This is a genomic window from Paenibacillus sp. J22P218 (genome assembly GCF_056269195.1).
The window spans coordinates 1,916,906-1,943,000 of sequence record NZ_JBWDNL010000001.1 but is presented as its reverse complement, the minus strand read 5'-3'; the positions used below and the strand labels follow the sequence as shown (position 1 = coordinate 1,943,000).

Below are 26,095 nucleotides of genomic sequence, written 5' to 3'. Positions count from 1 at the left end.
AGCTCGATTACAACATCTATTGCAGCTTTTCTTATTATTTGATATTTTAAAATGACTCGTTACACCGAAAGGAGCCAATCCGCATCATGCTTCACTTTACAGCTCCTCCAATGCCGCACTTCACGATAAGCGGCGATGATACCTATGCGGTCGGCAGGAAGCACCCCAATCGCTCGCAAATAGGCGTTTTTGATCTTATTCTAGTCACAAGGGGAAATCTTGTGCTGGAGGAATCGGATATGGAGTACTCGGTATCTACCGATCAATATGTGATCTTGCGTCCCGATGCAGCCCATCGTACGGTTACTCCGTGCACGGAGGAAACCCACTTCCATTGGCTTCACTTTCAAACTTTAGGACATTGGACTGAGACCATCGAACGTCAAACGATAGTCTTATCGCAACCTTCACAACCTTATTCGCAGATCGAAACGTTTTCTGTTTATATCCCCAAATACGGCCACATATCGGACGCGCGGCGAGCTCAAGAAATATTCGCATCGCTCCACCATCTGCAGAGAGAGCATACGACGGAAAGCAAGATGAAGCAGCAAGCCGAATTCCAAAACCTTCTGCTGCTTCTTCAGGATGAAGGCGGAAAAACGATAAAGAGCCCCCAATTCCTAGTCGCGGAAGAAGCGGCTCGGTTTTTGAGGGCGCATTTTAATGAAACGATTACGTATTCTCGACTATCGCGAGAACTCCATTTTCATGAAAATTATATTTCGTTATGCATGAAGAACCATTTCGGCTGTACGCCGCTTGAGTTCCAAACCCGTTATCGAATCGAGCAAGCGAAGCAGATGCTGCTTCGGACTAATGATCCAATCGGCCGGATTGCCGAGGAAACCGGGTTCGGCTCGTTTTCTTATTTCGTGAAATGTTTCGTCAGATTGACGGGAAAGACACCTAATTCATATCGGAAGCAGTACCGATAGCAAGTAATATCATTTTTCCGCTTATTCGCCAACTGTCTGCCGATCGGCCGATGAATAAGCGATTATCATCCGACAGGGCTCCCAGCTCGTGACTCTAGCATTGTGGGGAACGCCGCGGGGAATGCGCAACATCATGCCGGGCTCTAAGCGGTATACATCGTCACCGAGCGTATGATCGCATTCGCCGGACAGAACGAAAATGATTTCCTCGCAGTTCGGATGGATGTGACGATTGTTTTCTTTTCCCGCTTCAATATATACCATCCCAAATGTCATCTCCGCATCGGGGTCGATCTCCTTGCCGCACAGCCATTGGATCTTTCCCCATCCCATGTCGGCTACTCTACCTTCTTCAGGCTTGCTCAGATTCGTAATTGTGGCCATCTTTGATCTCCTTTTCATATTAGTGATTCCCCCGTTGCAGGCCCTTCTGTAGAAAATCGAGACATTGCCTCATTCCATTCCGGATGTCTCCGCCACTTTCCTCGTCTGCCGATATCCAGCCGTCGTACCCCATGCTGCCGATTGCTCGAAAAATGGGTTCGAAGTCTATCGTCCCCTCTCCCAGCACCCGCCAGTTTCCGTTTGCAAAATCCTTCATATGGAAGTTGTCGATGAATGGAGCGAAGCTCGTAATGAGTTCGGCGATATCCGAGATCCCCGATTTCACAAGATGCGCCGTATCGACGGTCAAACCGACAGTTGGTTCCTTCAAGCTATCGAAAAAGAGGTCAAAATCCTCTCGGTACATCACAGGCTGGTCGAAGTGATGGTGAAGCGACAGGGACAGCCCGTGCTGCCCAGCCGCTTTGCCGAGCTCTGACAGTACACCGGCATAACTGCGTATATCATCATCCGTAACGTGCTTGCGGGAAATGCCGTGACAGAATATGATGCGCCCGGCACCGACGCGTTCCCCGAAAGCGAACAATGAATTCAGACTGGCGCGGCCATCGTCGTCGAGAATTCCCCCCGCAATCAAGGCGGATGTTATTCCAGGCTGCGATCCCCATTCCTCTATGAAACGTTCAGGCTCCTGCAAATACGGAGCGTATTGGCCCGGCTTTAGCTGTAATCCTGCATATCCCGCCGTGGGGTATTCCTGGAACAAAAGGCTCCTCTCTTCATCTGATTCGGTAGGCCGTGAGAAAGCGAATTTCAGACTCATGAAGATGTATCCTTACTCAGTAGAACGGTCCGCTGCTCCGCTGCGGATCGGTACGCGGCATCCAGCATGGCGACTGTCTTTAAGTTGTCCTGTGCGCTGTTCGGGGCTTGGACTTCGGTTTCCAGCGACACCAGCAAATGATTCAGTCCCTCGAACGTAGCTATTTCGCGCGAGACATCGTTGTCCCAAGTCTGCAGTGGGGTGTTGGACTCCTTACGGTACAACTCCACCTTGCCATATGTGCACAACAACGTACCCGTCTCGCCGATTACAATCAATTCGGTTCTCGAAAACGATGAAGAGAAGCTCTGAACATAAGTAGCGATCGCTCCGTTCTCAAAGTCGACCTGAACCGAAGCGTCGGTTTCTCCTGCGCATTCGATCGCCGAGGAGGAACGCATCAGGCTGGTTACCGAAACGGCTTCCGATCCCAGGATTTGACGGAAGCCGTCGAACCAATGAATGCCCATAACGGAAAGCGCATGCCGCTCGCACTGCACGCGCCACCCGCTATCCTGGCGGAAGAACAGGTTATTGAAAAGAATGGAGGTCACCTTCCCAATCTTGCCCTCGCTTACGATCCCTCTTACGACATCGAAGGTAAAATGTCTGCGGAAATTCTGGTTCACGGATACGGCTACTCCAAGCTTTACAGCCTTATTAGTAATCTCTATGGCATCTTCCAGCGTATCCGAGAAAGGTTTCTCGACAAACAGAGGAAAGCCGGCTTCCAGAAGCGGAATAACAACTTGCTTGCGGATTGAAGTAGGCGTGCACACGATGGCAACATCTACTCCGCTGCTCTTGATGAAATCATCTACATTAGTGAACCTTTGCGGGATGCCATATTGATCGGCCTTGCGATTAAGAATTTCTTCGTTCGGGTCGCAGATCGCCGTCACTTCTACCCTATCTTTGTGTGCGCGGTAGCCATCCAAGTGAAGTTCCGTCACTCCGCCTGCACCGATCAAACCAACCTTATACCTTTTCATAAATCGTTCTCCTCCTTAAATGATGAATAGGATTAGGACATACCTTTGAGATTGGAATCAACCGTATCAATAATTATTACACTCAATTAACTATTATTCAACCTTGTTGAACTAAGGACATAATACATCATGCTTTATTCTATTGCAAGCCACATCTCTAAATTGGAGTAATCAATCAGGGGCTACAAGGTTGTTATGTTGCAAATTCAACCTAGTTGAAGTATGTTAAACAAATACACTACGATACGAAGAAAGAGGTCAATATGGATCTGGGAAAACGGATACGGCTCATTCGGAGAGAACAGAAGCGTACGCAGGAGGAAATATCGGAAATATGCGGATTTACCAAAAGCATGCTTTCGAAAATCGAGAGCGGCAGCGCAATGCCAGCCGTATCGACACTTATGAAGATTGCCAACGCACTGGGCGTCAAGGTCTCCGATCTGCTCGAAGAGCAATCGAGCAACGATACAGTGATGGTGAGCGCAAGCCAGTACGAGGATGTCAGCAAATGGCTGAATACCAACAAGGGCTACTCGTTCTACCCCTTCGCCTCCAGCAGGCACAACAAGATCATGCAACCTTATATATTTATGGCACGTAAGGGCGATATAAATAAACATACCTTCTCGCACGAAGGCGAAGAATTCATTTATGTCATTTCCGGTACGATGAGATACAGTGTTGGAAGTTCGGAATATCTGCTCTCTTCAGGTGACAGTCTCTATTTTAATTCGTTACATGAACATACTGTCGTTCCTATTTCCGAAGAGGTGAAATATTTAGCGGTTTTCACCGAACTTCAGTCAAAACCCAATAATGAAGGCTGAATAAAGGAGTGTGACCATTCATGAAGTTATTTATAATAGGAGCAACAGGCAAAACAGGTCAAATTGTAACTCGGATGGCGCTTCGTAATGGTCATGACGTTACGGCATTCGTCCGCTCTCCGAATAAATTGGAATCGCACAATCATTTGTCAGTCGTCAAAGGGAATGTTAAGTCGCAGACGGAGCTGTCCGCTTGCATAGCCGGACATGACGCTGTCATCAGTTGTTTGGGTACAGAAGGCATGGGCCCCACTACTTTTCTTACAGAAGTAGCAGAGGCATTAACTCCAGCAATGAGAGACAATGGCATTCAGCGTATCGCATATGTCGCCTCGGCAGGAATTCATGGAGAGATCAATGGATTCGTTGGCAAACTGATCATGCATATGCTGCGCCATGTTCTCAAAGATCATGCAAATGCCGTGGCAACGCTGCGCGATGGAGGCTTAGCGTATACCATTGCTCGTCCAATGGGGTTACAGGACAAGTCCGGCAAAGGCACATGGCGATCCGCTTATGAAGGTCTGCCACCCAAGCCTAGCCGCAGCATTTCACGCGATGATGTTGCCGCTTTTCTCCTGGATGCTATCGAAAACGGTCGACATGAACGGGAATCCGTTGCCATCGCCTATTAGAAAGTTGAAAAATTCCCCCTTCAAATGGCAACGCTGATTTATTTGTCTAGACTAATGTGTCGATTGATACCTTACGTTATTAAAGAATAGTACACCAAGAAGTAAGATAAATAACACTAGTATAATCGTACCGACTAAAACAATAAGTCGGTCTAGTTTTTCATTATTAATATACGTTTTGCTTAAATCATATACGATCAGTCCGAGTAACCCACCTAGAGTATTTGTAATTAGATCTGTTATATCTGTTGCTCCAATAGCAAATGCATATTGAGCTGTCTCGGCAGCAAGACTAAAAACGAATACTAAAGCTAGCTTCCGCCCAAAGTTGGCTCTTTTGAAATTCACACTCAAAAGCAAGCCAAACGGAATAAAAACTACACAATTATAGATTATCTCTCTCAAATGACCACGTTCATTTACGATTGAAGTACCTGCAAATGGAATGAAGTTAATACTTCTAGTTTGATAATCTAATATTAAGGACAAATTAAACGATAATTTGAATAAAACGATCCATAGCAGGATTAATAGGTATAAGGCTAACAAGGCTTTAGACAATGACTTCACTATATGGTTACCTCCCATCTATTTAAATCTTAAAAGCCTCATGCTATTTAGAATAACTAATACAGCAGCTCCTGTATCGCTCAGTACAGCGGTCCATAACGTCAGCCAGCCTGGGAAAATTAAAGTCAGGGCTATCCCTTTAATTAGAATCGAAAACCAGATGTTCTGCTTTATAATTCGCATTGCTTTTCTGCTTAGTTTTATCGTGTGCGGCAACTTCTCCAAATGATCTGCCATGAGTACGACATCTGCAGTTTCCAATGCCATATCTGTGCCGGCCCCTCCCATGGCAATTCCAAGATCAGATGCTGCTAGTGCCGGAGCATCGTTTATTCCATCGCCAACCATAGCGACTATATGCCCTTCAGCTTGAAGCTTCTTAATAGCAGACACTTTATCCTCTGGCATCATCTCCGCGAAATATCGAGATACATTCGCTTGCAAGGCTATTTTTTTGGCAGTCCCTTCATTATCTCCAGTTAACATCACGACTTCTTTCAGACCTGTATCTTGAAGTCCTTTTATAGCTGTTAACGTTGTCTCTCGAATTGAATCCGACACTGCAATAATACCTTTTATCGTATCCGCCGTTCCGATGATGATTAGTGTGTGGCCGCTGCTCTGGAGCTGTTCCACCTGTTCTTCAATACGAGTAATAGGGATCTCCAAATCTTGAAACAACTTTAGATTTCCGGCAAAATACTCAATTCCAGAGATTTGACCCTGAACCCCCTTCCCAACAATATTATTGAATTGTCCTCCGATTTGAATAGGTACACCTTTCTCTTTGGCATACCGAACGATGGATTGCGCAATGGGATGGGACGAACTCTCTTCTAACGTTCTTGCGATAGATAACAATTCATTTTCTTCAATACCATACGTAAAGATGCTCGTTACTTTAGGTTTACCTTCGGTCAGTGTTCCAGTTTTGTCAAAAGCGATGGAACTTATTCTTCCGGCTGTTTCAAGGGACGTCCCTCCCTTGATTAACACGCCATTTTTCGCCGCATTGCCAATAGCAGATACGATCGCTACAGGCGTTGATATGACCAGTGCGCAAGGGCATGCCACAACGAGCAATTCTAACCCGCGATAAAGCCATTCTGACCATGATCCCATCCCGAAAATCGGTGGCAATACAATCGTCACTAAGGCAAGAACAAAGACTATTGGTGTATATATCTTTGCAAATTTATCAACAAAAGCTTGTGCAGGAGATTTCTGCTCTTGCGCCTCTTCGACTAGATGAATAATGTTGGCGATGGCCGTGTCTTCAACATGCTTTGTTACCTTAACATCCAAGGTGCCATGTTCGTTAATTGTACCTGCATATACAGTATCCCCCGCGTGTTTCTCGACAGGCATTGATTCACCGGTTATAGGCGCTTGATTAACCATTGAAAATCCGGAGACAACCTCTCCATCTAGGGCTACCCTATCGCCAGGCCTCACGGTAATAACTTCGCCTAACTGAATCTCATCGACTGGCACTTGTATTAGTTCATCATTGCGTTTTACCCACGCGATTGGAGGCGTCAAATCGAATAAGCTTCTAATCGAATTCCTCGTTCGTTCGATAGAACTTGTTTGCAGCGCATTCCCCAATGCAAACAGCCAAACAACAGTTGCCCCTTCCAACCACTCACCAATTAGCACAGCGCCTATTGCAGCTATTGTCATGAGAACGTTCATATCTAACGATCGGCTTTTAACAGCGTAAAATGCACTTCTAGCTGGTTTGTAGCCGCCAATGGCAACAGAACAAGCATACAATATCGTAGTTAGCATCGAGTCATTATTCAATTGAGCATGAATAAACCCAAGTAGAAGTAGAACCCCTGATAAAATCATTGCAGGTTGATGATTTTGTCGCTGTTCTATGGGTGTGGTTCTATTTTTCGATGAAAGCGTAGCCTTGTAGCCTGTTTTACCAACTTCCTTAATAATATCCTCAATACTATTTTCGTGCTCGATGTGCATTTTTGCTGTAGAAAAGTTTACAGTGACGTTTTTGACACTTGGATTCTGTCTTAAATGATTTTCAAGAGTAAGAGCACAGGAACTGCAATCCATGCCTTGGATAAAGTAAGTTTTGAAATTCTGATTAAGTTCAACCTCATTAATTGAGGATCCTAACTTTTCTGCCGTTCCAGAAGATGCACAACACTTGTCCTCGCAGACTGAGACATCGGTTGATTCCTGTTTCGATATCGGCATGACTATTAGCTCTTTTTTGAACTTAAGCTCTTTATCTGACACGACAATCACTCCTCAACCTTTTCGAAATGTCGGTCGCAACACGCTACTTCTGTTTGGACTTCCGCAAACACATCATCGATCATGGTTAGGAGAAGTCTAATTTTCTCGCTGCTTAAGCTGTAATAGATATACTTTCCGTGCTGCCTATTCGTGATGAGTCCACATTCCTTGAGACAAGCCAAATGCTGGGAAACGCTCGATTGACTTGCCTGGACTTCCTCGATGATTTGAGATACGGTCTTCTCCGAATTCTGAATACATTCTAGAATTTGAATGCGCGTCTTATCTCCAAACCCGCGAATAAACTTCACTTTTGTATTTAACAGGTCTTGTTTCATATTTACCCCCGTCATATTATCCGATTCTAATATGTATTATACTCCAACATATTAGAGAATGTTAATATGAAATCCCCTTAAATTCAAATAAAAAAGCCGCGTGATTACGCGACTTTTTTATTTTATACTCTCCGCTTAATTAATGTCTCGTTTATGCCGGTGGAATACTTTGAGGATTATTAAATACATTTGTCGGATCATACTTAGCTTTTACTCTACGGAGCCTAGAATAGTTTTTGCCATAATAAACCGGACCAGAACATTTAATGCCTTGGTCTGGCACGTTTATATAGGAGCCAACGATATATCGCTGGAGCTTCTTTCTGGTGTTCCTAGCTAAGGAAATATTTTTTGCAGCATGAGACGGATTAACCCAAGAGCTGTTCCACTCTACGTAGAATTGTGGTTTACGCCAATAGAAAGCGGTGGCTTTCGGCGCGATACGCCTAATAGCTCCGCCCCAGTTGAGGAAGAAGAAACCCGCCGGTGTACCGCCTTCAGCTTTCTCCAAAAACTCGCGCATAACTTTATAGGCTTTCTCCGGGAAAGGGCGCTTGCCGAAGCCGCTGGAGAACTGGTTGCTGAATTTTTGAGTAAGCACCGGATCGGGAGCTAACAAAAATTTCGTTGCTTGCAGGTACGGAAGCAGCTTGATCGTTTTTTGCGTAGGCGTTCCAACGCTCAGAATGGGCTCTAGAAAACGTAAAGCCTCTGTTTTTGAGCCGAGATACAGTCCTAGCATGCTGACATTGCCGCCTTTTTTTGGACCGACGGATAACTCGCTGCCCAATTTGGTGCTAGTGGAAGGAGCCCATTGCTGCCATTTCCTCACTACGGCTTCGAACTGATTCCATGGCCAGGTAATGTTAAATACGGTAGCTTTGACTGGTGCGCGCAATACTTTGAATTTATATTTGGTATATACGCCAAAGTTGCCCCCACCGCCACCGCGGGAAGCCCACAGGAGATCGGAGTTGCGTTTTTTGTTTGCAAGGATTACCTTCCCCTTAGCGTCAACCATTTCGACTTCGAGCAGATTATCACTAATGAGGCCAGTCGTCCTTTGGAGAGGACCAATTCCTCCACCAAGTGTAATGCCGCCGATTCCAACCGAAGGACTATCGCCGAACGGAGCGATAAATCCTTTACGGGCTAACGTATCTACGATTCTTCCTACCCGGTTACCGGAACCAACCACAACAGTCCTGCATTTTTTATTTAACTTGATTTTCTTCATCTCGCTAACGTCGATGACAATGCCTCCGTTGACCTGGGAGAGGTTGGTCTCCAAAGCATGTCTTCCGCTTCTAGGCCGAATGGGTACGTTATTTTTGTTGGCCCATTTTATTGCATTTGCTACATCTTTTGTTCTTCGAGCAAAAACAAATACTTTAGGAAATCTGTCGGTATGCGGATCCCAATTCTTTCGAGCCGCATCATATCCCGGATCACCCTTAAATATCACTCGTCCAGTGAGCTTCGTTAATGATTTCACGTATCCAACTCCCTATGATTAAATAAGTGTACATTTCTACAACGAATTAGGCAGATACCATTTATCGTATGTATGGTCTATCAGACAGGTATGGGCTTCTGCTGATCATTAATAAAAAGCCGTAATCAAATGATTACGGCTTTCCAGGTTGTCGAGAAATTCACGAAAACCTGAACTTCGCTTCAATTTAAATAAGTAATCGCTAATATAATCATTTACTTATATAAACAATCGCGTATATAATAACCCTGTAGTCAGCAAGCTTGTTACAGAGAGGGGGCAACCATTTGCAACAGATAGATGAAATGTCCGATAATCTTAAGCTGCTCTCAGATAAAACCAGGTTGACAATTATGGCGCTACTACGGCACCGGGAGATGTGTGTCTGTGATATTGTAGAGATTTTAGAAACAACCCAGCCGAACATTAGCCAACATCTAAAAAAACTAAGATTCGGCGGTCTAATTAACGAGGAACGCCGTAGTCAGTGGATTTACTATTCATTGAACCTGGATGACAAAGCTTATTTGAGGCAGCTAATCGATCAACTTCCATCTATGCAAGAGAAAATCAATGCAGTAAAAGGCTGTAAATAAACCAGGAGGCATTATGCTGGCAATTGCTTCAATCATTTTTTTAGTAACGTTAGTGTTCGTCATATGGCAGCCAAAAGGACTTAACATTGGGTGGTCAGCATGTGGCGGTGCAGTAATTGCACTTATCTTTGGGGTCGTAGATTTTCATGATGTCTGGGATGTAACGCAAATCGTATGGAACGCAACCCTTGCGTTTGTTGCGGTTATTCTGATATCTCTCATTCTCGATGAGATTGGTTTCTTTGAGTGGTCCGCGCTTCACATGGCTAGAGCTGCCAAAGGAAACGGTATTCTAATGTTTGTATACGTCATTCTATTGGGTGCGGCGGTTGCTGCTTTCTTCGCCAACGACGGTGCTGCACTTATCTTAACGCCAATTGTACTGGCCATGGTCCGGGCGTTGAAATTTGATGATCGTATGATACTTCCGTTTATCATGGCAAGCGGTTTTATTTCCGATACCGCTTCCCTTCCGCTAGTCGTCAGTAACTTGGTTAATATCGTGTCATCTGACTTTTTCGGAATAGGATTTGCGGAATATGCCAGTCGTATGATAGTCCCTACTCTGTTCTCTGTCACGTCAAGTTTACTTGTACTCTTCATCTTCTATCGGAGAAGCATACCTAAGCAATATGACTTGGCACAATTAAAAAAACCGGTTGATGTAATTAAGGACATGCGCCTGTTTAAGATTTCATGGTTTATTCTCGCCGTTCTTCTCATCGCTTATTTAACAAGTGAGTTCATTCGTGTACCGGTATCGATCATAGCTGGTGTTGCAGCCATCATCTTCTTGTTGCTTGCTCGTCAAAGCCGGGAGATTCATACCTGGAAGCTTGTAAAAGGTGCGCCATGGGCAGTAGTTACATTCTCCATTGGAATGTATGTCGTTGTTTATGGTCTCAGAAATGTTGGACTGACAGATGAACTTGGCGATGTATTTAAATGGGTCGGTGATCAAGGCTTATTTGTAGCCACAGTCGGGTCCGGATTTATAGCCGCTATCCTATCATCGATTATGAATAACATGCCGACAGTCATGATTAATGCGCTTGCCATTCATAATACGAACTCTACGGGAGTGATCCATGAAGCTTTTGTTTATGCGAATGTGATTGGGTCTGACTTGGGTCCGAAGATTACTCCTATCGGTTCGCTAGCTACCTTGCTTTGGTTGCACGTGTTATCCAATAAGGGTGTCAAGATTTCATGGGGAGCATACTTTAAAACGGGTATTATCCTGACCGTACCTGTCCTCTTTATTACATTATCCGGGCTTTATCTTTGGCTAAAAGTTGTAAGTTGAAGACTATAAATTCAAATTCCAATTCTAAGGGGTCTTTTAAAAATGTCTAACAAACCACTTGTTTATTTTCTATGTACGGGGAATTCCTGTCGGAGTCAAATGGCTGATGGCTTCTTGAATGCCATTGGCGGAGATAAATTCGAAGTCAAAAGTGCCGGACTTGAAGCGCATGGTTTGAATCCTAGAGCGGTTCAAGTGATGAAAGAAGCCGGTGTTGATATTAGCGGTAATAGCTCTGATGTTATTGATCCAGAGATATTGAATCGTACAACTTATGTCATCACACTTTGTGGTCATGCTGATGAGCACTGTCCTGTTATTATGAATCCAAATGTCACCAAATGGCACTGGGGGTTTGATGACCCAGCCAAAGCTACTGGTACGGAAGTAGAAATTATGGAACAATTCCGTACGGTCAGAGAAGCCATCAAGGCTCGAATCGAACAGTTCGTGAGAGATGGAAAGTAGACGCCAGCGCCGTTGATCGTATACTTCTTTAACGGCCTTGTAACCTATTACTCTCAACGTATTGCCTTATATCGTTCACTATTATTAATGCTTCTTGTAAGTTCTCTACGCTCCCACCGTCATTATATTTCTGCACTAATTCTGCTACATATAGAATATCATTCGAAACCCCGTAATCATTAACAGTGTGCGCTAACGCTTCATATACAACAGGTTCAAGAGCCTGGTTATCGAAGCGGGTTATATACGTTCCGTTGTTCGAAACAATTCGCTCTAGTCGATTGCTTGCGTCTTCAATTGACAAAGTTAGAGCGGGCTTTCTTGCGAATGCATCGGGCATATAGGTTTTAAAGGCGATTCCGCCAACAATCAACACGGCTAAAATGATAGCGATTAGGTCGCGTTTTAATTCGTTAGTCATGGTATCCTACCTCCTAAAGCTCTTACTCATTTCACAATACTAGAATTCATATCGTGAAACAACTAATATTTCCCATCAGCATATGTCAACGCATGCTGACGTTGAGCTCATGAAGTTCCTGAGGATTCCGTTTAATGAGTTGACGATTAAATTTGTTTGATATGATATAAAACATGCTTGCGAAGCGGACTACTGTTTTCCACATTCGGGTGATCAAAGGTTTTAACAAAGGAAAGGCCTATTTTCTTCATTACTTTTTTCGAAGGCTCGTTAATATCCGCTGTAAAACTAAACACCTCGTTAAAGCCTAATCTATCTAAGCCATATAGCAAACATGCTCTTGCTCCCTCCGTTGCATAGCCTTTACCCCATGCCTCTTTGTTCAGCCTCCATCCAATCTCCAAGCAAGGTGTAAAATCCGCCTCAAACGAAGCGCGATGAAATCCAATGAACCCAATAAACCTATTTGTTTCTTTCTCCTCAACCGCGTACAAGCCGAATCCAAATTCCTTAAACTCGTCTAAAATCCTGTTATAGAACGCCTTGGTCTCTTCAGCATTTAAGGTATTTGGAAAATACTCCATCACCTCTTCATCCTCGTTCATCCTGCTAAAAGGCCCTAGATCCGCTTCCTTCCAATCCCTCAACACCAATCTTTCCGTCTCAATGTAAATCATCATTAACCACCTTTGGAACAATTTATATTAATCTGATTTTAAAGCGAAGTGAATTCCACGATACCATGCTGCAACTCGCCGCAGTTCGAACGGTTTGCGCCGTCTCACAAGCGGTGCCGGTGTCAAAAGAAATTGAACAACGACAGGCAAGGACGAGAATAAAAAGTCCTTGCCTGTCGCTGTTGTGCTGTACTGGATATGTCTTCAACTTAGCTGTGAATCTTCTAGCAAAACAATCTCAGCTTCGAACCCCAGCTGTTCACACAGCTTGTGAATACGGCGCATGTCCTGAGTGCTGGTAATCCACTCGCATCCCAAGGCTGATGCCTCATGTGCCGCCCATTGCAGGATATATACCAAGGCATCCGCATGTGATTCCTTCGTAGCAAAGTCCTCCAGCTCGAGCGCGCCGCCGCGGACGGAAGCACGAACGTATGCCCAGTGCTGGTCGGCAAAGCTGCGAGCGACAAAACGCGTTTCGCCATCTGACTGGACCAGCATTGAGAGTTCTTGTAGCCATTTCCTATAGGCACCGGTCCCTGTAGGGGCTTTCGGGTTTCCCCATTCTAGCGAATCGGCGGCCAGCTTCCGTAATTCATCTTCTCCAGTTATTCGTTTCCACTGCTCACTATGGAAAGAACCGTGGAGAGTCGGTTTGAAGCGAACTTGCCAGCTACGCTCGCCTGCTCTGACCCCATCAGCATGAAGCAGTTCGGATACGGGGACAACGGCAAGACCTTTAGTGTGAGTATGGTGTACAAGCGATTTAACGGCCTGCGGTGTCTCTTTGGCGATTTCATTGGCATGAAACATTAGAATAGACCCATTAACCAGCTTCGGTATCACCCGCTCCACAAGTTGCGCGCTCGGTGGTCCCGACCAGTCGACGGTATCCTCCCCCTCGATGACCATGTAGTTCCACTCCCGGAGCCATTCCAAATTCTCCTCCCGATAAGAGGCGTAAGGAAAACGCATGAAGGTCGGAACCGACCGTCCCGTTGCTTCTTGATAAGCGAGCTCAGCCAGCTTCAGCTCTTCGAAGAAAACGGATTTGGTCACATGTGCCATATTGCGGTGATGGTACGTATGCGTTGTGAGCTCATGGCCCCTAGCGAGCATTTCTCTTGCTTTCGCCGGGTATCGATCGAACCACTCTCCCGTTAAAAAAAACGTCCCGCACGCCCCTCCCTGCTCCAAAGCATCCAGCCATGCATCAACAGGAATCCGCATCGGACCGTCATCGAACGTAAAGGCACAGTGAGAAACCGCTGAATTGCCGCGAGTAATTACCGAGTTTGTCATCAGAAATCCCCCATTCTATGGTATCTCCTTCCAACATGATACCATTGACCCTATTGTAAAACCTATGTTTTGTTTTGTAAAATTGAATAATATGAATAAATGATTCGAAAATCATAAACAAAGGTAGAAAGCCTCATCGAATCCATCGAGGTTGGACAACATCGTATCGTTTATATCCGTACAACAAAAAAACCGCTGTTTATGCGGTTTGCAATGTATATTCCTGCTACTTTCATCTTTATTTTACTATCGTAAAAACAATATCATAAAAAAAAGACCGCGTTAAAAGCGGCCTCTTAAAGAGTTCATAGACTATAACTCATTTCCAAATTTCATCCGCAATTTCCTTAATAAAAGCGAGCTTCCTCCATTGTTGCTCCTCTGTCAGATAATTGCCTTCTTCCGTAGAAGCAAAGCCGCATTGCGGGCTCAAGCAAATTCGGTCAATATCAACGTATTGCTTCGCTTCTTCAATACGCTTCCGTATATCTTCCTTGCTTTCAAGCTCACCAAATTTCGAGGAAAACAGACCTAGCACGACCTGCTGGTTGTTCTTCAAGAAACGAAGAGGCTTAAAATCGCCTGCGCGCTCGGTGTCAAACTCCAAATAGTAACCGGAATAGTTATCGATACCCAGGAGGGTCTGCGCAATTGGTTCATAACCTCCGCCAACTCCTGCATAAGTCGAAACATAGTTACCCCGGCATACATGTGTCGTTACAACGAGATCGTCCGGCAGGTTGGATACAACTTCTTCGTTCAGCCTCGCGAATTCGTTCGCGTATTCGGCAACGTTCACGCCGTTTTGCTCCAAGATCGTCATAAATTGCTCGTCGCATAGCGCTCCCCATGTACAATCGTCGATTTGGATGCTGCGGCAACCAGCTTCATAGAAAGCAAGCATAGAGGTTTTGTACGCTTTTGCAATATCGGAAACAAGCTCTTCTCGATTTGGATAGATAGCCTTCGTGCTTTCCTGATTTTCTGCCCTATCTAGCTCGAACAAAAACTGCGCTGCCGCTGGTATCGATTGGCGCGCAACTACGTCCTTACCAGCAACTCCTTTCAAAAATGCAAAATGCGAAACAAACGGATGGTTGCTATAACCTATTTTGCCGGTCAAGCGAGCTGTTTCGGGTCTAGATTGCGCGCCGTTAAATTGGTAGCCTTGATCAATGATTGTCCGTTCTACGCCGTCAAATCCCCAGAAAAAATCTAGATGCCACCAGGAGCGGCGAAATTCTCCGTCGGTTATAGCTTGAAGACCAACCTCTTTTTGTTTCTGTGCAAGCTTAACGATCTCTGCATCTTCTACGATCTTCAGTTGATCGGCAGAAATTTCACCGTTTTGGTATTGCAATCTAGCGGTTTTCAGCACTTTAGGACGAAGGAAGCTGCCAACGATATCATATCGAAAGGGAGTAACGGATCGCTGTTTAGGTTCGGTTTGAGTATTCATAGTTAATCTCCTTTGATTACAAATTCATTATATAAATAAGGTAACATATCCAATTGGCTATAACTCAATACCAATAAACTATACATGGTTATAGGAATAGGCTATAACATTCAATCCATGCGTCCTAAACGAAGAAACCGCCGAGACTAGTGTCTTAAACTGGTCCCTTCGTCAAGGACACTTTGAAAAAAAGAGTTAAGCTGCTGTTAATAGATGATTCCTGTACTGAACAGGGGTCATCTTTTTTAATCCCCATTGATATCTGTGATGGTTGTAGTAGTGGATGTAGCGATCGATTTCAAGCTTTAGTTCTTCTAAAGTGGTGCAGTTACGAATTATGACGTGGTCTTTCATATGACCGTAGAAGGACTCTTGAGGAGCGTTGTCCCAACAGTTCCCTCGTCTGGACATGGACTGGCCAAGTCCCTTCTTCTTTAGCAGTTTTTGGTATTGAGGCTTGTGTAGTGACAGCCTTGATCGGAGTGGATAAAGGCATCCTTATGTAGCTTCAAGCGTCGTTGCTTCATGAGATTCTTAATCGTATCCGTCGCTAAGGGCATAGTGAAGCGTTTGGAGAGGTTATAAGCGAGCAGTTCCCCCGTGGAAGCATCAAGAATCGTTGATAAATAAGCCATCTCTGACCGTCCATATGGAAGGTAAGTGATGTCGGTGAGCAGAACAAGACCCGGGATTCCCTTCTTGAAATCCCGTTGCAGCTTATTGGGGACGACTCTGTGTTCCTGAGTGGCCTTGGCCATTTGTCTGTATGAGTTGGGCTTTCGGTGAGGACATACGAGGTTTAAATTTCGCATTTGCCTGCGAATTCTTTTTCGGTTATAGATCACATCAAATTCATTTTCCAGGATCATTTTGATGGAGCGAGCGCCCTTCTTAAAGCCTCTTCGATGAAACGCCTTCTTGATTAGTTTGCCAACTTCCATGTCCCGTCTGGCTCGCTCTAAGCGGGTATCTGCAGCCTTTAGATAGCTGTAGTACCCTGAACGCGATACGTTAAGCAGTTCGCACAGGTAACGCGTCATACGCTTAAATCCCTGGTTTACGGCGTCTTGAATCAATTCGAATAGCTTATTTTTGCTTAGGTTTTCCCCCTTGGCTACCAGCCACCTTTCGCATTGACCAATATCTAGAGGGCAAGTCTCCAAGGAATATTTTTGAAGCCCAAGGGTTTAATGTCGAAGTCCTAGGCATGAAGCGTGTAGAGCAAAGCGCGGATCGCTGGAAGAAAGATTTATGAGAAAGATGGCATTATTGGACTTGCGGATTCCCGTAAAAAATCCTCGGGGCGTACGCTTAAAAGAGAAAGGACACCCGAACAGTCTTGCTCTGACGTAGAGAATAGTTTCTTGCTCATGATGCCCTCCCTCAATGCTAATACCAGTATACAAAAAGGCCCCCACAGCCTAAACACCTTTTTTTAGGTGTCCAGTCTATGGGGACCAGTTTAGCCTTTCGATCCTTCTAAATAAAACTTATTTCTTTTCAAAAACCGTCTGGGTCTGGTCGATGAATATCTCAACATCTTTCAGCGCAGCTTGCTTCTTCTGGTCCGCTTGCTCTTGTGTAATATCGCCATTAGTGACAACCTCGGTGATTTTCTCGTTTATACTGGACAGCAGCGCGTCAATCAACTGCTGGCGGGTTATGCCATGATCCTTTGCGATGTCGGTGAACGATTTGCCTGCTTGGACTTGATCAGCAAACTCAGATTTGTCGATACCGATCAGTTCGAAAGCGGCGCGCATATTCATACCTCCGATGCCATCTTGCTTACCTTCTTCCTTATTAAGCGGCATTGTGAAGATACGCTCCGCTTCCCTCCAGGCCTTCTTCTTCACATTTTCCTGCTCCTCAGACGTTAGCTCTTCCGAACCGTGCTTAAGCTTTATGGCTTCGACTATCTCCTGCGCTTCTCCGTCTATCAGCGGTTGGAGCTCAATTCCTTTCTCCTGCGCGATATCTGCGAGTGATTTGCCATTCTTCACAGCTTGTTCAAAGGCTGCTTGATCTAGACCAAGCTTCGAAGCTGCTATACTCTGGATATCCAGCTTAACCCCTTTGTCTTCGGATCTCTTTTCATCCTTACTGCCAACAAGAGTTGACTTTTGTACAGCGTAACTCTCTTTCTTCTTGTCAGCCGACAACTGGTCACTCAAACTGTCCGACGCATAGGCGGTTACCGGCACAGCGACCGCAATCAGCAGTGCTGCGCCCGCGATTTTCCAATTTTTCTTCATTGTTAATCCCTCCTTAGTAAGCTTACCGTCCGTCTCCCGGCGGCTACATCTATTAAGATAGGGTAACATTCTGAAAAGAATCTGAAACGTTCGGAATTGTTACGCAAAATGTCGTTCCTTTGAGCGGCTCACTCCACACTTCAATCTTTGCGCGATGTGCATCAACAATCTGTTTGGCTATCGCGAGTCCGAGGCCAGTACCTTCCGACCGACGCGTCCTAGCTATGTCTATGCGATAATATCTTTCAAAGATTCGAGGCAAATGCTCCTCCTCAATACCGATGCCCGTATCGCTTACAGTGAATGACGCCTTCTGCGGGTTCACATCCAGCGAAACCGTGACCTTGCCGCCTTCACAATTATATTGAATCGCGTTCTCAATCAAAATGAGAATAAGCTGCCGTATACGCACTTCATCGGCTTGGATCATAGCTTCATTCTCAGCTGCAGCGCTCTGGCCGGCAGCCCATTCCAGTTTAACATTCTTTGCCGCCGCAATCGTCACTGCTTGCTCAACTACTTGACTAATCGTATTTCTCAATGAAAAGCGAGATACCGCCAGTTCGATCCGACCGTTGTCACTTCGCGCGAGCACGAGCAAATTATCGACCATCCGGATCATATGATGAATCTCTCGACCTGATTTAATAAGCACATTACGGTGAAAATCAGGCAGCTTATCACTTTGCTCGCCGAGTACCTCATAGGCCGATTTCAAAATACTAAGCGGCGTCCGCAGCTCATGCGATGCATCGGAAGTGAACTGTTCCTGCCTGCGGAACGCTTGCATGATCGGGCCCATCGATCGTCCCGCCAGTATATAACCGGCAACTCCGCCGGCTGCAAGCAAGAGAAAGGCGAGACCTGCGAATGCCCATCTCAGCTCCGTCATTAATGCGGTATCGCTCGTCACTTCCTGTGCGACGATGATCCGATAGTCTTTTATCTCACCTGTGGGAATGACCATCCCTCCGATGCGAAAAGACCGGTCATAAGCTCGAACATTATGATAATCGTTATCCGGTTTCTTGAGAAGACTCGGCAATAGCGCGGTAATTGGAAACTCCTCGCCTGATCGACCATCCTTGCTAGCTGAAAGGGATTGAAAAATAATCTCCCCGCTCGGATCGATTAGCCACGTCATCTGGTTCAACTGCAAACCACTCGGGGTATAAGCAGCGCTAAACTTCTCCCTGCCAGCCGAAGTATCAAACAGTGCTTTCCCTTTCGGAGAATCAATCAGCTTTTGCAGCTCTGTCTCAAATTGACTGCTTAATGCCCTGAGCTGACTGTCCTCTGTCGTCGTCAGGATATGTTGCACCATCCATAAGGAGAAGAACGCTGATATCATCAGGATAATACCAATGGTCAGTGAGAATTCTCGTGTTAGCCGGGTTCTCGTTCGTTTAAACATGACTTCTCTCCATTCGTTAGCAGTCGATACCCGGCTCCATAGACGCTTTGAATACATTTTGACTCATAAGGCCCGTCCACTTTTTTGCGAAGTAATTTAATCGTAGCGTCTACAACGTTTAGAGTCACATTCGTCCCGAGTCCCCACACATGATCGAGCAATTGCTCCCGTGACAGCACTTGCCCCGCATGGCGCATCAAGCATACAAGCAATTGAAACTCGCGTCGAGTAAGTGCGATCGCTACGCCTCCCCGTGTTACTTCGAACCGGTTCAGATGTGCGGTTATATCCCCAAAGCTTAACGTATCGGACTGATATCCCCGTTCCTGCCTCCGGAATAAAGCAATCAAGCGCGCTTCGAGTTCCTCGAATGCAAAAGGTTTAATCATATAATCATCTGCACCTGCGCGAAGTCCTTCCACCCGGTCTTGAACAGCATCTCTAGCTGTCAGTAACAGAATCGGAGTATGATCTTCCTTTCTGCGGATCTCCCGCACGAGATCCAAACCGGTCATCTGGGGCAGCATCCAATCGAGCACATATACATCATAACGGCCTGCTGAAATAGCTTCCTTCGCCTGTAGGCCATCCTTCATCCAATCAACAACATGATATTGCCGCTTCAACTGATGCTCAGTTAACTCACCAAGCGCCTCATCGTCCTCCGCTAGTAAGATACGCATAATCCTTACCTCCTGTAATTCCATAGAACTTAAATATACCAATAAATTATGAAATTAGCATGAAACGCAAAGGCGTGCAGGAAAGGTGAAAACGTGATTCAATAAAAAATGAAGCAATATAAGTAAATTTAATCACAAAACAAAATAAAGCCCGCGGTCTCCGCGGACTTCATCCAGACAACACTGTCATTTTCAAACTTCCTTCAAAATTGTTATACCCCTTAGATGACGGTAACCTTAGACAGATCGACCTCCATGCCCTTTAGAGAGGCATAAGTCAACTTATCCATCATCGCTCCGTCAAAGCAGATGGTTTTAATGACGCGATAATATTTTTTCGTTAACGTAAAACCTGAAATAAAAGACACATTTTTAAGCGTTGCTCCCCTAAACGAAACTCCGTTCAGTGCCGCCTTGTCAAACTTAACGCCGATAAAGGTTTGCCCGTCAAAACGCTGACCACCTAAGTCGGAGTACTTGAAGTCAACCCCATCAAACAAACAATCTTTAAAAATCGTTTTTCTAAGATCGGTCAGTGTTAACGTCACGTCGGTCAGTCTTACTCCCGTGAATTTGGCTCCATTAAGCCCCGACTTGCTGAAATTGGTTCGCACAAGAATTGTTTTATTGAAGCTTGCATTTGTCAGGTCAAGTCCGGTTAGGCTGCTGTCCGTTAGATTGGCGCCGTCAAAATTAGCTTCGCGCATGTCGCTGCTCTTAAACGAACTGCCGTTCAAATCTGCGCCCGAAAAGTCAGAACCATGCAATGCACTGCCATTAAACTGTCCTTTATGGGCCGTAACGCCAGCAAAGTCACTCTTCACCAGGTTGCTTGCACTAAAGTTTGTTACCACCTTACGTTCTAACGAGCGGGGTAATTTTTGATTCATAACATCATCTCCCTTATAATAAGTTTTCAGTTGCTTTTGTTGCGGGCGTGAGCAGCTTTACCCTTTTCGTTAATTCTAAAATATTCATGTAGCGATTATCAGCTTCAGATAAAAGTCATACTATTATCGTGTCGTTATGTCAGAAAAACAGATCGGATGTAATTTTGTTCTCGCTCGCTTAATCACCCCGTACCTGTATAATACGACATACTACCTTGACTGTCAAGGTAATGTTATAAATTAATTACTTTGCCTATAAACTTTAAATTGTTTTCTTATCCTCCGACATGTCCCAAGTTTATTTATACAAATCTAATTCAAATAACTCGCTAGCACTAAGCTAAGCGAGTTATTTTTGTGTGATATTTTAAGTCGACCCCTTGGCTTTTCAACGACCAATGAGCTTAGTCAGCACCTTCTTTAGTATGCTTTGCTAAGAATCCGTCCAGGATCTCTGCCATTGGCCCGTTTTCCAACGGTCCTTTAAGCTCGTTCCTAACCAGGAGTAATGCAGCTGCAGGGGGCATTTCTATTGTCCGCAGCGCATCGATCAGCGTATTCTCTTCATCATTAAGTCGCTTTATGTAGTGCAACTCTATCGGTTCAGGTGTTATCACTAGCTTCACTCTCTTTCGGGAGATTTGTGTCTCTCCAAACAAACGGCTCCATTAAATATACTTGTTATTATCGGTCATGTTGTTAGTCGCAATGAACTCAAATTATTGTGTCCAAGCATCCTGTTTATATACGCAAATTTGAACCATTTAAAGAGAGTACTACAAAAAGAGGATTTGCCATATTGGCAAATCCCCTCCCCTTCATGCATTCCTCTAATAAATTAATACGGCAGCTCCACCGATACTTCGCGCCGGGCTTCCGCTGAACGCAACACCCCGTCGATGATTGCTTGCTGGATGAGAATTTGATCGCCAGGAATAGGTGCCGGTCTTGAATCCCGAACCGCTTCAGCGAAATCATGCACTTTTTGATCGAACAGATTTAATTGATGCTGAACCAGCGGGATCGGCGTTGATGTATGGCCGCCGAATTCATCATGATAAAGAGTTATGGATCCGACGGATCCGTCCCACACTCCAGACCAAGGACCAGCACCTGCCGGCGTTACTTTTAACCCCGCATCCGTGCCTAGGAACATCGTCGCACCGAGCGTATCCATATGCATGGCCCAAGATATTTTGAACTGCAGCACAAGATCGTTCTCGAAACGGACCATTGCCACGCCGAAATCTTCGACTTCAAACTTGCTCGCTTCTGGATGGTAAAGTGAATTTGTACCGAAATGGTTAGACGTAAATGCAGATACGGTTAGTGGACGAGGATATCCAAGCGTATTTAGTGCCATATCCAGCGAGTAACACCCAATATCGGCCATTGCGCCTGCTCCTGCAAGCTTTTTACTTATGAATGTCCCACCTGGCATACCTCTGCGACGTCCGCCGCCCGTTTCGACGTAGTAGACGTTACCGAGACGTCCGGATTGCACGATCGTTTGCAGAAGTTTCATATTCGGATCGTAGCGCGGTTGGAAACCTAACGTCAGCATCTTTCCGCTTTCCTTCGCTGCCTGCGTCATTTCTATTCCTTCTTGAAGCGTGACAGACATCGGTTTTTCAAGCAGAACGTTTTTACCCGCGCGCAAAGAATCGACCGTCGTGATATGATGCGATACGTTCGGCGTGCAAATGCTGACTCCGTCCAAATCCATTCGCAACAGCTCGGTGTGGCTGTCGAATGAAGCTGTTTCTTTCAACCCTTCGGCTTCTGCAAACGAGAGCGCCTTACCCGCTATGACATCTGCCACACCTACAATCTCAACGTACGGCAGCTTTTTATATGCCGATACATGCGCTCTGGCAATGCCACCAGTTCCGATTATCCCGATACGCAGCTTTTTGCTCATTGTGCAATCCTTCTTCCTAATGAATATGTATGAAGTGAACTTTCCATTAATAGCATTACAGATTTAAGATAGCATACAGAAGCGACAAAGTTTAGTTCAGTTTGATGTCATTTGATGTGCAATTTTGCGACAGAGTCCATCCCCTCACTATTTTTTGGGGGTCTTACACTCCATAAGATAATGAAAGAAACTATGACAATGACTAGACATACCCAATAAACGTCACGGATACCGGCAAACTGAGCAATGATACCGCCGCCTAAGTTACCCGCTAACCTTCCGATAATTGACCCATTGTAATAAATGGTTGATGACATTCCCGGTGAATCTGGAAAGAGTTCCGTGAAGTAGCTTAGTCCATTGCCCATAACAATAGCGACAAACACTGCCTGCAAAAGCTGAGCTGCGATAAGCTGCCAGGAATGCGTTGAAACACTTAAAATAATGTTGTAAATGATTGCGATAAAGCAGGCGCCGATCAATAATAAATGGTTCGATAACTTTTTGCCCAAGGCACCTAGCACAATCATAATGGGAATTTCCAACCCGGCACAGATACTAACAACCAGCCCTACGTCTGTATGTGTACCATGAAGCTCGTTTACAATCAATAATGGCGTGATGATACCGTTTATGGCATTTACCGCAAATAGAAGAATGAAAGCAATCAGTGGAAACCAAGTCAGCTTACGGTTGATTGAAATGGTGTCAGTACTACCTTGTTTCTTTTTTTGAGCCGCTCTTTTTTTTGGAAGAAACAGCAATACTATAGATGCAATAGTAAAGAAAATCGCGGAAGTCCCCAGAAAAAGCCCCTTGTATCCAACCGCTCCTAAAATTATTGTTCCCACTAACGGTCCTACTAGGAATCCAAGAGATACAAGTGAACGCAATGTAGACATCGCAAACGTCTTTTCATCGGAATTGCTTTCATTAGCCGATTCCTGAGCATAGGCATAAATTTGAGGCATGGCAGCAGCCCCTAAACCGCTAAAGAAACTAACGATAATAAGCAGCATGATGAAGTTATCAAACATTAAGTATGAAATATAGCCCAATGCAGATGAAACGGTGGCTAAAGTAATAATTAATTTACGATCCCATTTGCGATCCGAATATTTCCCGATGAAGGTGTTCGCCACAACACTGCTTAATGAACTCACAGCTGTGAATATGCCAAAAGTTCCCGCACTCATTCCCAAATACTCCGTACAATAGAGAGCTAAATATGGCATTGTAATTGAAATTCCGATACCGATCAACAGAACACAAATAACAAATAAACGATATCCCTTGATTGCAAACAATTTACTTAGACGTGTGTACACTTTTGCCTCCTTAAAAACATTTGTCCCTGACACACATCTTATTATGTAGTAAATGAATAAACGACCGATATCCCGTTCGTCCCAAATCTTTGCCTAATCCTCTCAAATTCAATAAAGCATCAACTGCTTACGTTGATGCTTTAAGATGTTTGATATCTTGTATGGGAGGAAATCCAAACATTCTAGAATATTCACGGCTGAATTGGGAAGTGCTTTCATAACCTACTCGATATGCAACATCAGTGGCATCTGCAGACTCCGTTAATAACAGACGCCGAGCTTCCTGTAGTCTCATTTGTTTTTGAAACTGAATAGGACTCATGGCTGTTACGTCTTTAAAATGTCGATGAAACGATGAAATACTCATATTCGCTAATTCTGCAAGCTCTTCGATCCGAAAGGAATGATTGAAATGATTCATAATATGTTCAATAACATCTCTGATTTGGCGGATCGAGCTCTCTTCCATCACAATTCCTTTTAACATGTCTCCATTCTGACCTTGCAGCACCCTATAAAGAATTTCCTCCGTATATAATGGGGCGAGCATAGAAATATCTTCAGGTGTATCTAAAAGACGGATTAACCGGATGACCGCATCTAATAGTGACGATTCTATATGGCTTACGAACATAGCTCGTTTAGAGCTTTCTTTAGGGTTAGCTCGAAGTTCAGTGTCATGTAAAACCTTTAAGATTTGACTAGGTGTAAACTCAAGCCTGAGACCTAAATAAGGTACATCGGGAGTGGCTTCAGTGACTTGAGTAGTAACAGGCAAATGAACAGATGCTACTAGGTAATCGGCAGGACTATAGATAAAACGTTCCTTCGCAAGCCATACTTCCTTCTCCCCTTGTGCAACCAAACAAAAGGACGGTTTGTATACGCCATGACTTGGCCCAGACGCAATTGAACGGCGCATCATATATAGAGACGGAATAGCCGTACTTTGAACTCCGTCCTCTTCTAGATACCGTTCAATGATGATTGCGAGCTCATTTTGACGCGTGACTTTTTTAGACATTTGATCTTCTCCGTTTCGTTTTACTTTATAGTTCGATTATAGTCCAAATTCATATGTGAAATAAGTGGTTGTGAGAGGATTAGGCAAACATTTGACACGAATGGGATAACGCTCGCTTTATCATATCGTGCATAATAAGAATGTGAAAAACACATAATCATTCATAATACTGGAGGATTCTATATGCAAAATGTAACGTTGAACAATGGTGTTGAGATGCCTCTACTCGGGTTTGGTGTTTTTCAAATTCAAGATGAAAGTGAATGCGAACAAAGCGTTTATGACGCTATTACGGCGGGCTATCGGCTGATTGATACCGCTGCCTCTTATCTAAATGAGGAAGCAGTTGGCAGAGCGATCAAACGCAGTGGTGTGGCAAGAGAGGAATTATTTATCACTACGAAACTTTGGGTACAGGATACCGGTTATGATCGCACAAAAAAAGCATTAGACAATTCACTCAAGCGATTGCAATTGGATTATTTGGATTTGTATCTCATTCATCAGCCGTATGGAGATGTATACGGTTCTTGGCGCGCGATGGAAGAATTGTATCGTGAAGGTAAGGTCAGGGCCATTGGGGTCAGCAATTTTCAAGAGGATCGTCTGATCGATTTGATTATTCATAATGAAGTGGCTCCAGCTGTAAATCAAGTTGAAACACACCCTTTCAATCAGCAAATCGACAACGCGAAATTTATGAAAGAGCATGATGTTCAGATCGAATCCTGGGCGCCTTTTGCCGAAGGAAAAAATAACTTGTTCCAGAATGAGGTATTGGTGCCTATAGCAGAAAAGTATAATAAATCCGTTGCTCAAGTCGTTTTACGTTGGCTGACACAAAGAGAAGTCGTTGTAATTCCAAAGTCGGTTCGTAAAGAAAGAATTATCGAGAACTTCAACATATTCGATTTTGAATTAGATCAAGCTGATATGGAGCTAATTGCTGCGTTAGATACGAAGCAGAGCCTGTTTTTTTCCCATCGCGATCCTGAAATGGTGAAATGGCTTGGCACCCGCAAACTCGATATCTGACAAAACGCAAATAAATATACTTCTATAGCACATCCCCAAAGTCAAATCATTTTTGATTTTGGGGGTGCTTTATGTCACGAAAGAGACT

28 protein-coding genes are annotated in these 26,095 nt (G+C 44.6%); 7 read left to right on the top strand and 21 right to left on the bottom strand.

From position 1 onward, the window contains the following. The first annotated feature begins 86 nt into the window (after window positions 1–86). Entirely contained in the window at window positions 87–938 is an 852-nt protein-coding gene (locus tag AC0YN0_RS08325; protein ID WP_475820792.1) for a helix-turn-helix domain-containing protein, read from the top strand. A gap of 21 nt (window positions 939–959) precedes the next feature. On the opposite strand, the gene AC0YN0_RS08320 is transcribed toward AC0YN0_RS08325, so the two are convergent. The 3 genes from AC0YN0_RS08320 to AC0YN0_RS08310 are packed head-to-tail and all read right to left on the bottom strand — an operon-like array spanning window position 960 to window position 3,098. Then, window positions 960–1,322 carry a cupin domain-containing protein gene (locus tag AC0YN0_RS08320; RefSeq protein WP_475820791.1) on the bottom strand — a complete coding sequence of 121 codons (363 nt, stop codon included), beginning with the start codon at window positions 1,320–1,322 and terminating at the stop codon, window positions 960–962. A gap of 19 nt (window positions 1,323–1,341) precedes the next feature. Continuing rightward, window positions 1,342–2,106, bottom strand: a complete 765-nt coding sequence (locus AC0YN0_RS08315) for a sugar phosphate isomerase/epimerase family protein (RefSeq protein ID WP_475820790.1) — start codon at window positions 2,104–2,106, stop codon at window positions 1,342–1,344. Then, window positions 2,103–3,098 carry a Gfo/Idh/MocA family protein gene (locus AC0YN0_RS08310; protein ID WP_475820789.1) on the bottom strand — a complete coding sequence of 332 codons (996 nt, stop codon included), beginning with the start codon at window positions 3,096–3,098 and terminating at the stop codon, window positions 2,103–2,105. The genes AC0YN0_RS08315 and AC0YN0_RS08310 overlap by 4 nt, the downstream gene beginning before the upstream one ends. 263 nt (window positions 3,099–3,361) lie before the next feature. On the opposite strand from AC0YN0_RS08310, the gene AC0YN0_RS08305 reads away from it, so the two are divergent. Beyond that, window positions 3,362–3,928 (top strand): helix-turn-helix domain-containing protein, encoded by a 567-nt coding sequence (locus AC0YN0_RS08305; RefSeq protein ID WP_475820788.1) that lies wholly within the window; start codon window positions 3,362–3,364, stop codon window positions 3,926–3,928. Between the two features lie 20 nt (window positions 3,929–3,948). After that, window positions 3,949–4,563, top strand: coding sequence for an NAD(P)-dependent oxidoreductase (locus tag AC0YN0_RS08300; RefSeq protein ID WP_475820787.1), 615 nt, complete (start codon window positions 3,949–3,951; stop codon window positions 4,561–4,563). A gap of 51 nt (window positions 4,564–4,614) precedes the next feature. On the opposite strand, the gene AC0YN0_RS08295 is transcribed toward AC0YN0_RS08300, so the two are convergent. The 4 genes from AC0YN0_RS08295 to AC0YN0_RS08280 form a co-directional block, all read right to left on the bottom strand. After that, window positions 4,615–5,133, bottom strand: a complete 519-nt coding sequence (locus AC0YN0_RS08295) for a VanZ family protein (RefSeq protein ID WP_475820786.1) — start codon at window positions 5,131–5,133, stop codon at window positions 4,615–4,617. A gap of 18 nt (window positions 5,134–5,151) precedes the next feature. Continuing rightward, a complete protein-coding gene (locus tag AC0YN0_RS08290; RefSeq protein ID WP_475820926.1) occupies window positions 5,152–7,353 on the bottom strand; it encodes a heavy metal translocating P-type ATPase in 2,202 nt (733 codons plus the stop codon). Between the two features lie 47 nt (window positions 7,354–7,400). After that, window positions 7,401–7,733 (bottom strand): ArsR/SmtB family transcription factor, encoded by a 333-nt coding sequence (locus tag AC0YN0_RS08285; RefSeq protein WP_442052999.1) that lies wholly within the window; start codon window positions 7,731–7,733, stop codon window positions 7,401–7,403. 151 nt (window positions 7,734–7,884) lie between these two features. Next, window positions 7,885–9,228: an FAD-binding oxidoreductase gene (locus AC0YN0_RS08280; protein ID WP_475820785.1), complete on the bottom strand. Its 1,344-nt coding sequence runs from the start codon at window positions 9,226–9,228 to the stop codon at window positions 7,885–7,887. 287 nt (window positions 9,229–9,515) lie between these two features. On the opposite strand from AC0YN0_RS08280, the gene AC0YN0_RS08275 reads away from it, so the two are divergent. Genes AC0YN0_RS08275 through arsC form a run of 3 tightly spaced genes read left to right on the top strand, consistent with a single transcriptional unit; the run spans window position 9,516 to window position 11,598 of the window. Further along, on the top strand, window positions 9,516–9,824 hold the full coding sequence (locus AC0YN0_RS08275) for an ArsR/SmtB family transcription factor (RefSeq protein WP_475820784.1): 309 nt from the start codon (window positions 9,516–9,518) through the stop codon (window positions 9,822–9,824). A gap of 13 nt (window positions 9,825–9,837) precedes the next feature. Beyond that, a complete protein-coding gene (locus AC0YN0_RS08270; RefSeq protein ID WP_475820783.1) occupies window positions 9,838–11,130 on the top strand; it encodes an arsenic transporter in 1,293 nt (430 codons plus the stop codon). 42 nt (window positions 11,131–11,172) lie between these two features. Continuing rightward, entirely contained in the window at window positions 11,173–11,598 is a 426-nt protein-coding gene (arsC, locus tag AC0YN0_RS08265) for an arsenate reductase (thioredoxin) (RefSeq protein ID WP_475820782.1), read from the top strand. A 28-nt stretch (window positions 11,599–11,626) separates the two neighbouring features. Here the strand turns inward: arsC and AC0YN0_RS08260 are convergent, their stop codons facing one another. From AC0YN0_RS08260 to AC0YN0_RS08195, 14 genes are all read right to left on the bottom strand, one after another. Further along, window positions 11,627–12,019 (bottom strand): hypothetical protein, encoded by a 393-nt coding sequence (locus AC0YN0_RS08260; protein WP_475820781.1) that lies wholly within the window; start codon window positions 12,017–12,019, stop codon window positions 11,627–11,629. 146 nt (window positions 12,020–12,165) lie between these two features. Beyond that, a complete protein-coding gene (locus AC0YN0_RS08255; protein ID WP_475820780.1) occupies window positions 12,166–12,696 on the bottom strand; it encodes a GNAT family N-acetyltransferase in 531 nt (176 codons plus the stop codon). A gap of 204 nt (window positions 12,697–12,900) precedes the next feature. Next, a complete protein-coding gene (locus AC0YN0_RS08250) occupies window positions 12,901–13,998 on the bottom strand; it encodes a polysaccharide deacetylase family protein (RefSeq protein ID WP_475820779.1) in 1,098 nt (365 codons plus the stop codon). 319 nt (window positions 13,999–14,317) lie between these two features. Continuing rightward, window positions 14,318–15,457, bottom strand: coding sequence for a 5-methyltetrahydropteroyltriglutamate--homocysteine S-methyltransferase (locus AC0YN0_RS08245; RefSeq protein ID WP_475820778.1), 1,140 nt, complete (start codon window positions 15,455–15,457; stop codon window positions 14,318–14,320). A gap of 195 nt (window positions 15,458–15,652) precedes the next feature. After that, complete coding sequence (locus AC0YN0_RS08240; protein WP_475820777.1) at window positions 15,653–15,868, bottom strand: IS3 family transposase; 216 nt, start codon at window positions 15,866–15,868, stop codon at window positions 15,653–15,655. Window positions 15,869–15,891: 23 nt separating this feature from the next. Beyond that, window positions 15,892–16,497 carry an IS3 family transposase gene (locus AC0YN0_RS08235; protein ID WP_475820776.1) on the bottom strand — a complete coding sequence of 202 codons (606 nt, stop codon included), beginning with the start codon at window positions 16,495–16,497 and terminating at the stop codon, window positions 15,892–15,894. Window positions 16,498–16,947: 450 nt separating this feature from the next. Continuing rightward, complete coding sequence (locus tag AC0YN0_RS08230; RefSeq protein WP_475820775.1) at window positions 16,948–17,712, bottom strand: hypothetical protein; 765 nt, start codon at window positions 17,710–17,712, stop codon at window positions 16,948–16,950. Between the two features lie 52 nt (window positions 17,713–17,764). Further along, the gene (locus AC0YN0_RS08225; protein WP_475820774.1) at window positions 17,765–19,126 is read right to left on the bottom strand and encodes a sensor histidine kinase; all 1,362 of its coding nucleotides are present in this window, start codon (window positions 19,124–19,126) and stop codon (window positions 17,765–17,767) included. Beyond that, window positions 19,099–19,809: a response regulator transcription factor gene (locus AC0YN0_RS08220; protein WP_475820773.1), complete on the bottom strand. Its 711-nt coding sequence runs from the start codon at window positions 19,807–19,809 to the stop codon at window positions 19,099–19,101. The genes AC0YN0_RS08225 and AC0YN0_RS08220 overlap by 28 nt, the downstream gene beginning before the upstream one ends. Window positions 19,810–20,030: 221 nt before the next feature. Next, window positions 20,031–20,699, bottom strand: a complete 669-nt coding sequence (locus AC0YN0_RS08215; RefSeq protein ID WP_475820772.1) for a pentapeptide repeat-containing protein — start codon at window positions 20,697–20,699, stop codon at window positions 20,031–20,033. Window positions 20,700–21,103: 404 nt separating this feature from the next. Beyond that, complete coding sequence (locus tag AC0YN0_RS08210; RefSeq protein ID WP_475820771.1) at window positions 21,104–21,316, bottom strand: hypothetical protein; 213 nt, start codon at window positions 21,314–21,316, stop codon at window positions 21,104–21,106. A 221-nt stretch (window positions 21,317–21,537) separates the two neighbouring features. Continuing rightward, window positions 21,538–22,620, bottom strand: coding sequence for a Gfo/Idh/MocA family protein (locus AC0YN0_RS08205; protein ID WP_475820770.1), 1,083 nt, complete (start codon window positions 22,618–22,620; stop codon window positions 21,538–21,540). Between the two features lie 107 nt (window positions 22,621–22,727). Then, window positions 22,728–23,948: a sugar efflux transporter gene (locus AC0YN0_RS08200; protein ID WP_475820769.1), complete on the bottom strand. Its 1,221-nt coding sequence runs from the start codon at window positions 23,946–23,948 to the stop codon at window positions 22,728–22,730. A 127-nt stretch (window positions 23,949–24,075) separates the two neighbouring features. Further along, the gene (locus AC0YN0_RS08195; protein ID WP_475820768.1) at window positions 24,076–24,972 is read right to left on the bottom strand and encodes an AraC family transcriptional regulator; all 897 of its coding nucleotides are present in this window, start codon (window positions 24,970–24,972) and stop codon (window positions 24,076–24,078) included. 183 nt (window positions 24,973–25,155) lie between these two features. Between AC0YN0_RS08195 and AC0YN0_RS08190 the strand changes: the two genes are divergently transcribed. After that, window positions 25,156–26,007, top strand: coding sequence for an aldo/keto reductase (locus AC0YN0_RS08190; RefSeq protein ID WP_475820767.1), 852 nt, complete (start codon window positions 25,156–25,158; stop codon window positions 26,005–26,007). Window positions 26,008–26,095: the final 88 nt, after the last annotated feature.

Coding starts and splice junctions, on each gene's coding strand:
- AC0YN0_RS08325 (WP_475820792.1), top strand. CDS start 87: ATGCTTCACTTTACAGCTCCTCCAATGCCGCACTTCACGATAAGCGGC.
- AC0YN0_RS08320 (WP_475820791.1), bottom strand. CDS start 1,322: ATGGCCACAATTACGAATCTGAGCAAGCCTGAAGAAGGTAGAGTAGCC.
- AC0YN0_RS08315 (WP_475820790.1), bottom strand. CDS start 2,106: ATGAGTCTGAAATTCGCTTTCTCACGGCCTACCGAATCAGATGAAGAG.
- AC0YN0_RS08310 (WP_475820789.1), bottom strand. CDS start 3,098: ATGAAAAGGTATAAGGTTGGTTTGATCGGTGCAGGCGGAGTGACGGAA.
- AC0YN0_RS08305 (WP_475820788.1), top strand. CDS start 3,362: ATGGATCTGGGAAAACGGATACGGCTCATTCGGAGAGAACAGAAGCGT.
- AC0YN0_RS08300 (WP_475820787.1), top strand. CDS start 3,949: ATGAAGTTATTTATAATAGGAGCAACAGGCAAAACAGGTCAAATTGTA.
- AC0YN0_RS08290 (WP_475820926.1), bottom strand. CDS start 7,353: ATGCCGATATCGAAACAGGAATCAACCGATGTCTCAGTCTGCGAGGAC.
- AC0YN0_RS08285 (WP_442052999.1), bottom strand. CDS start 7,733: ATGAAACAAGACCTGTTAAATACAAAAGTGAAGTTTATTCGCGGGTTT.
- AC0YN0_RS08270 (WP_475820783.1), top strand. CDS start 9,838: ATGCTGGCAATTGCTTCAATCATTTTTTTAGTAACGTTAGTGTTCGTC.
- arsC (WP_475820782.1), top strand. CDS start 11,173: ATGTCTAACAAACCACTTGTTTATTTTCTATGTACGGGGAATTCCTGT.
- AC0YN0_RS08260 (WP_475820781.1), bottom strand. CDS start 12,019: ATGACTAACGAATTAAAACGCGACCTAATCGCTATCATTTTAGCCGTG.
- AC0YN0_RS08255 (WP_475820780.1), bottom strand. CDS start 12,696: ATGATTTACATTGAGACGGAAAGATTGGTGTTGAGGGATTGGAAGGAA.
- AC0YN0_RS08250 (WP_475820779.1), bottom strand. CDS start 13,998: ATGACAAACTCGGTAATTACTCGCGGCAATTCAGCGGTTTCTCACTGT.
- AC0YN0_RS08245 (WP_475820778.1), bottom strand. CDS start 15,457: ATGAATACTCAAACCGAACCTAAACAGCGATCCGTTACTCCCTTTCGA.
- AC0YN0_RS08240 (WP_475820777.1), bottom strand. CDS start 15,868: ATGTCCAGACGAGGGAACTGTTGGGACAACGCTCCTCAAGAGTCCTTC.
- AC0YN0_RS08235 (WP_475820776.1), bottom strand. CDS start 16,497: ATGACGCGTTACCTGTGCGAACTGCTTAACGTATCGCGTTCAGGGTAC.
- AC0YN0_RS08230 (WP_475820775.1), bottom strand. CDS start 17,712: ATGAAGAAAAATTGGAAAATCGCGGGCGCAGCACTGCTGATTGCGGTC.
- AC0YN0_RS08225 (WP_475820774.1), bottom strand. CDS start 19,126: ATGTTTAAACGAACGAGAACCCGGCTAACACGAGAATTCTCACTGACC.
- AC0YN0_RS08220 (WP_475820773.1), bottom strand. CDS start 19,809: ATGCGTATCTTACTAGCGGAGGACGATGAGGCGCTTGGTGAGTTAACT.
- AC0YN0_RS08215 (WP_475820772.1), bottom strand. CDS start 20,699: ATGAATCAAAAATTACCCCGCTCGTTAGAACGTAAGGTGGTAACAAAC.
- AC0YN0_RS08205 (WP_475820770.1), bottom strand. CDS start 22,620: ATGAGCAAAAAGCTGCGTATCGGGATAATCGGAACTGGTGGCATTGCC.
- AC0YN0_RS08195 (WP_475820768.1), bottom strand. CDS start 24,972: ATGTCTAAAAAAGTCACGCGTCAAAATGAGCTCGCAATCATCATTGAA.
- AC0YN0_RS08190 (WP_475820767.1), top strand. CDS start 25,156: ATGCAAAATGTAACGTTGAACAATGGTGTTGAGATGCCTCTACTCGGG.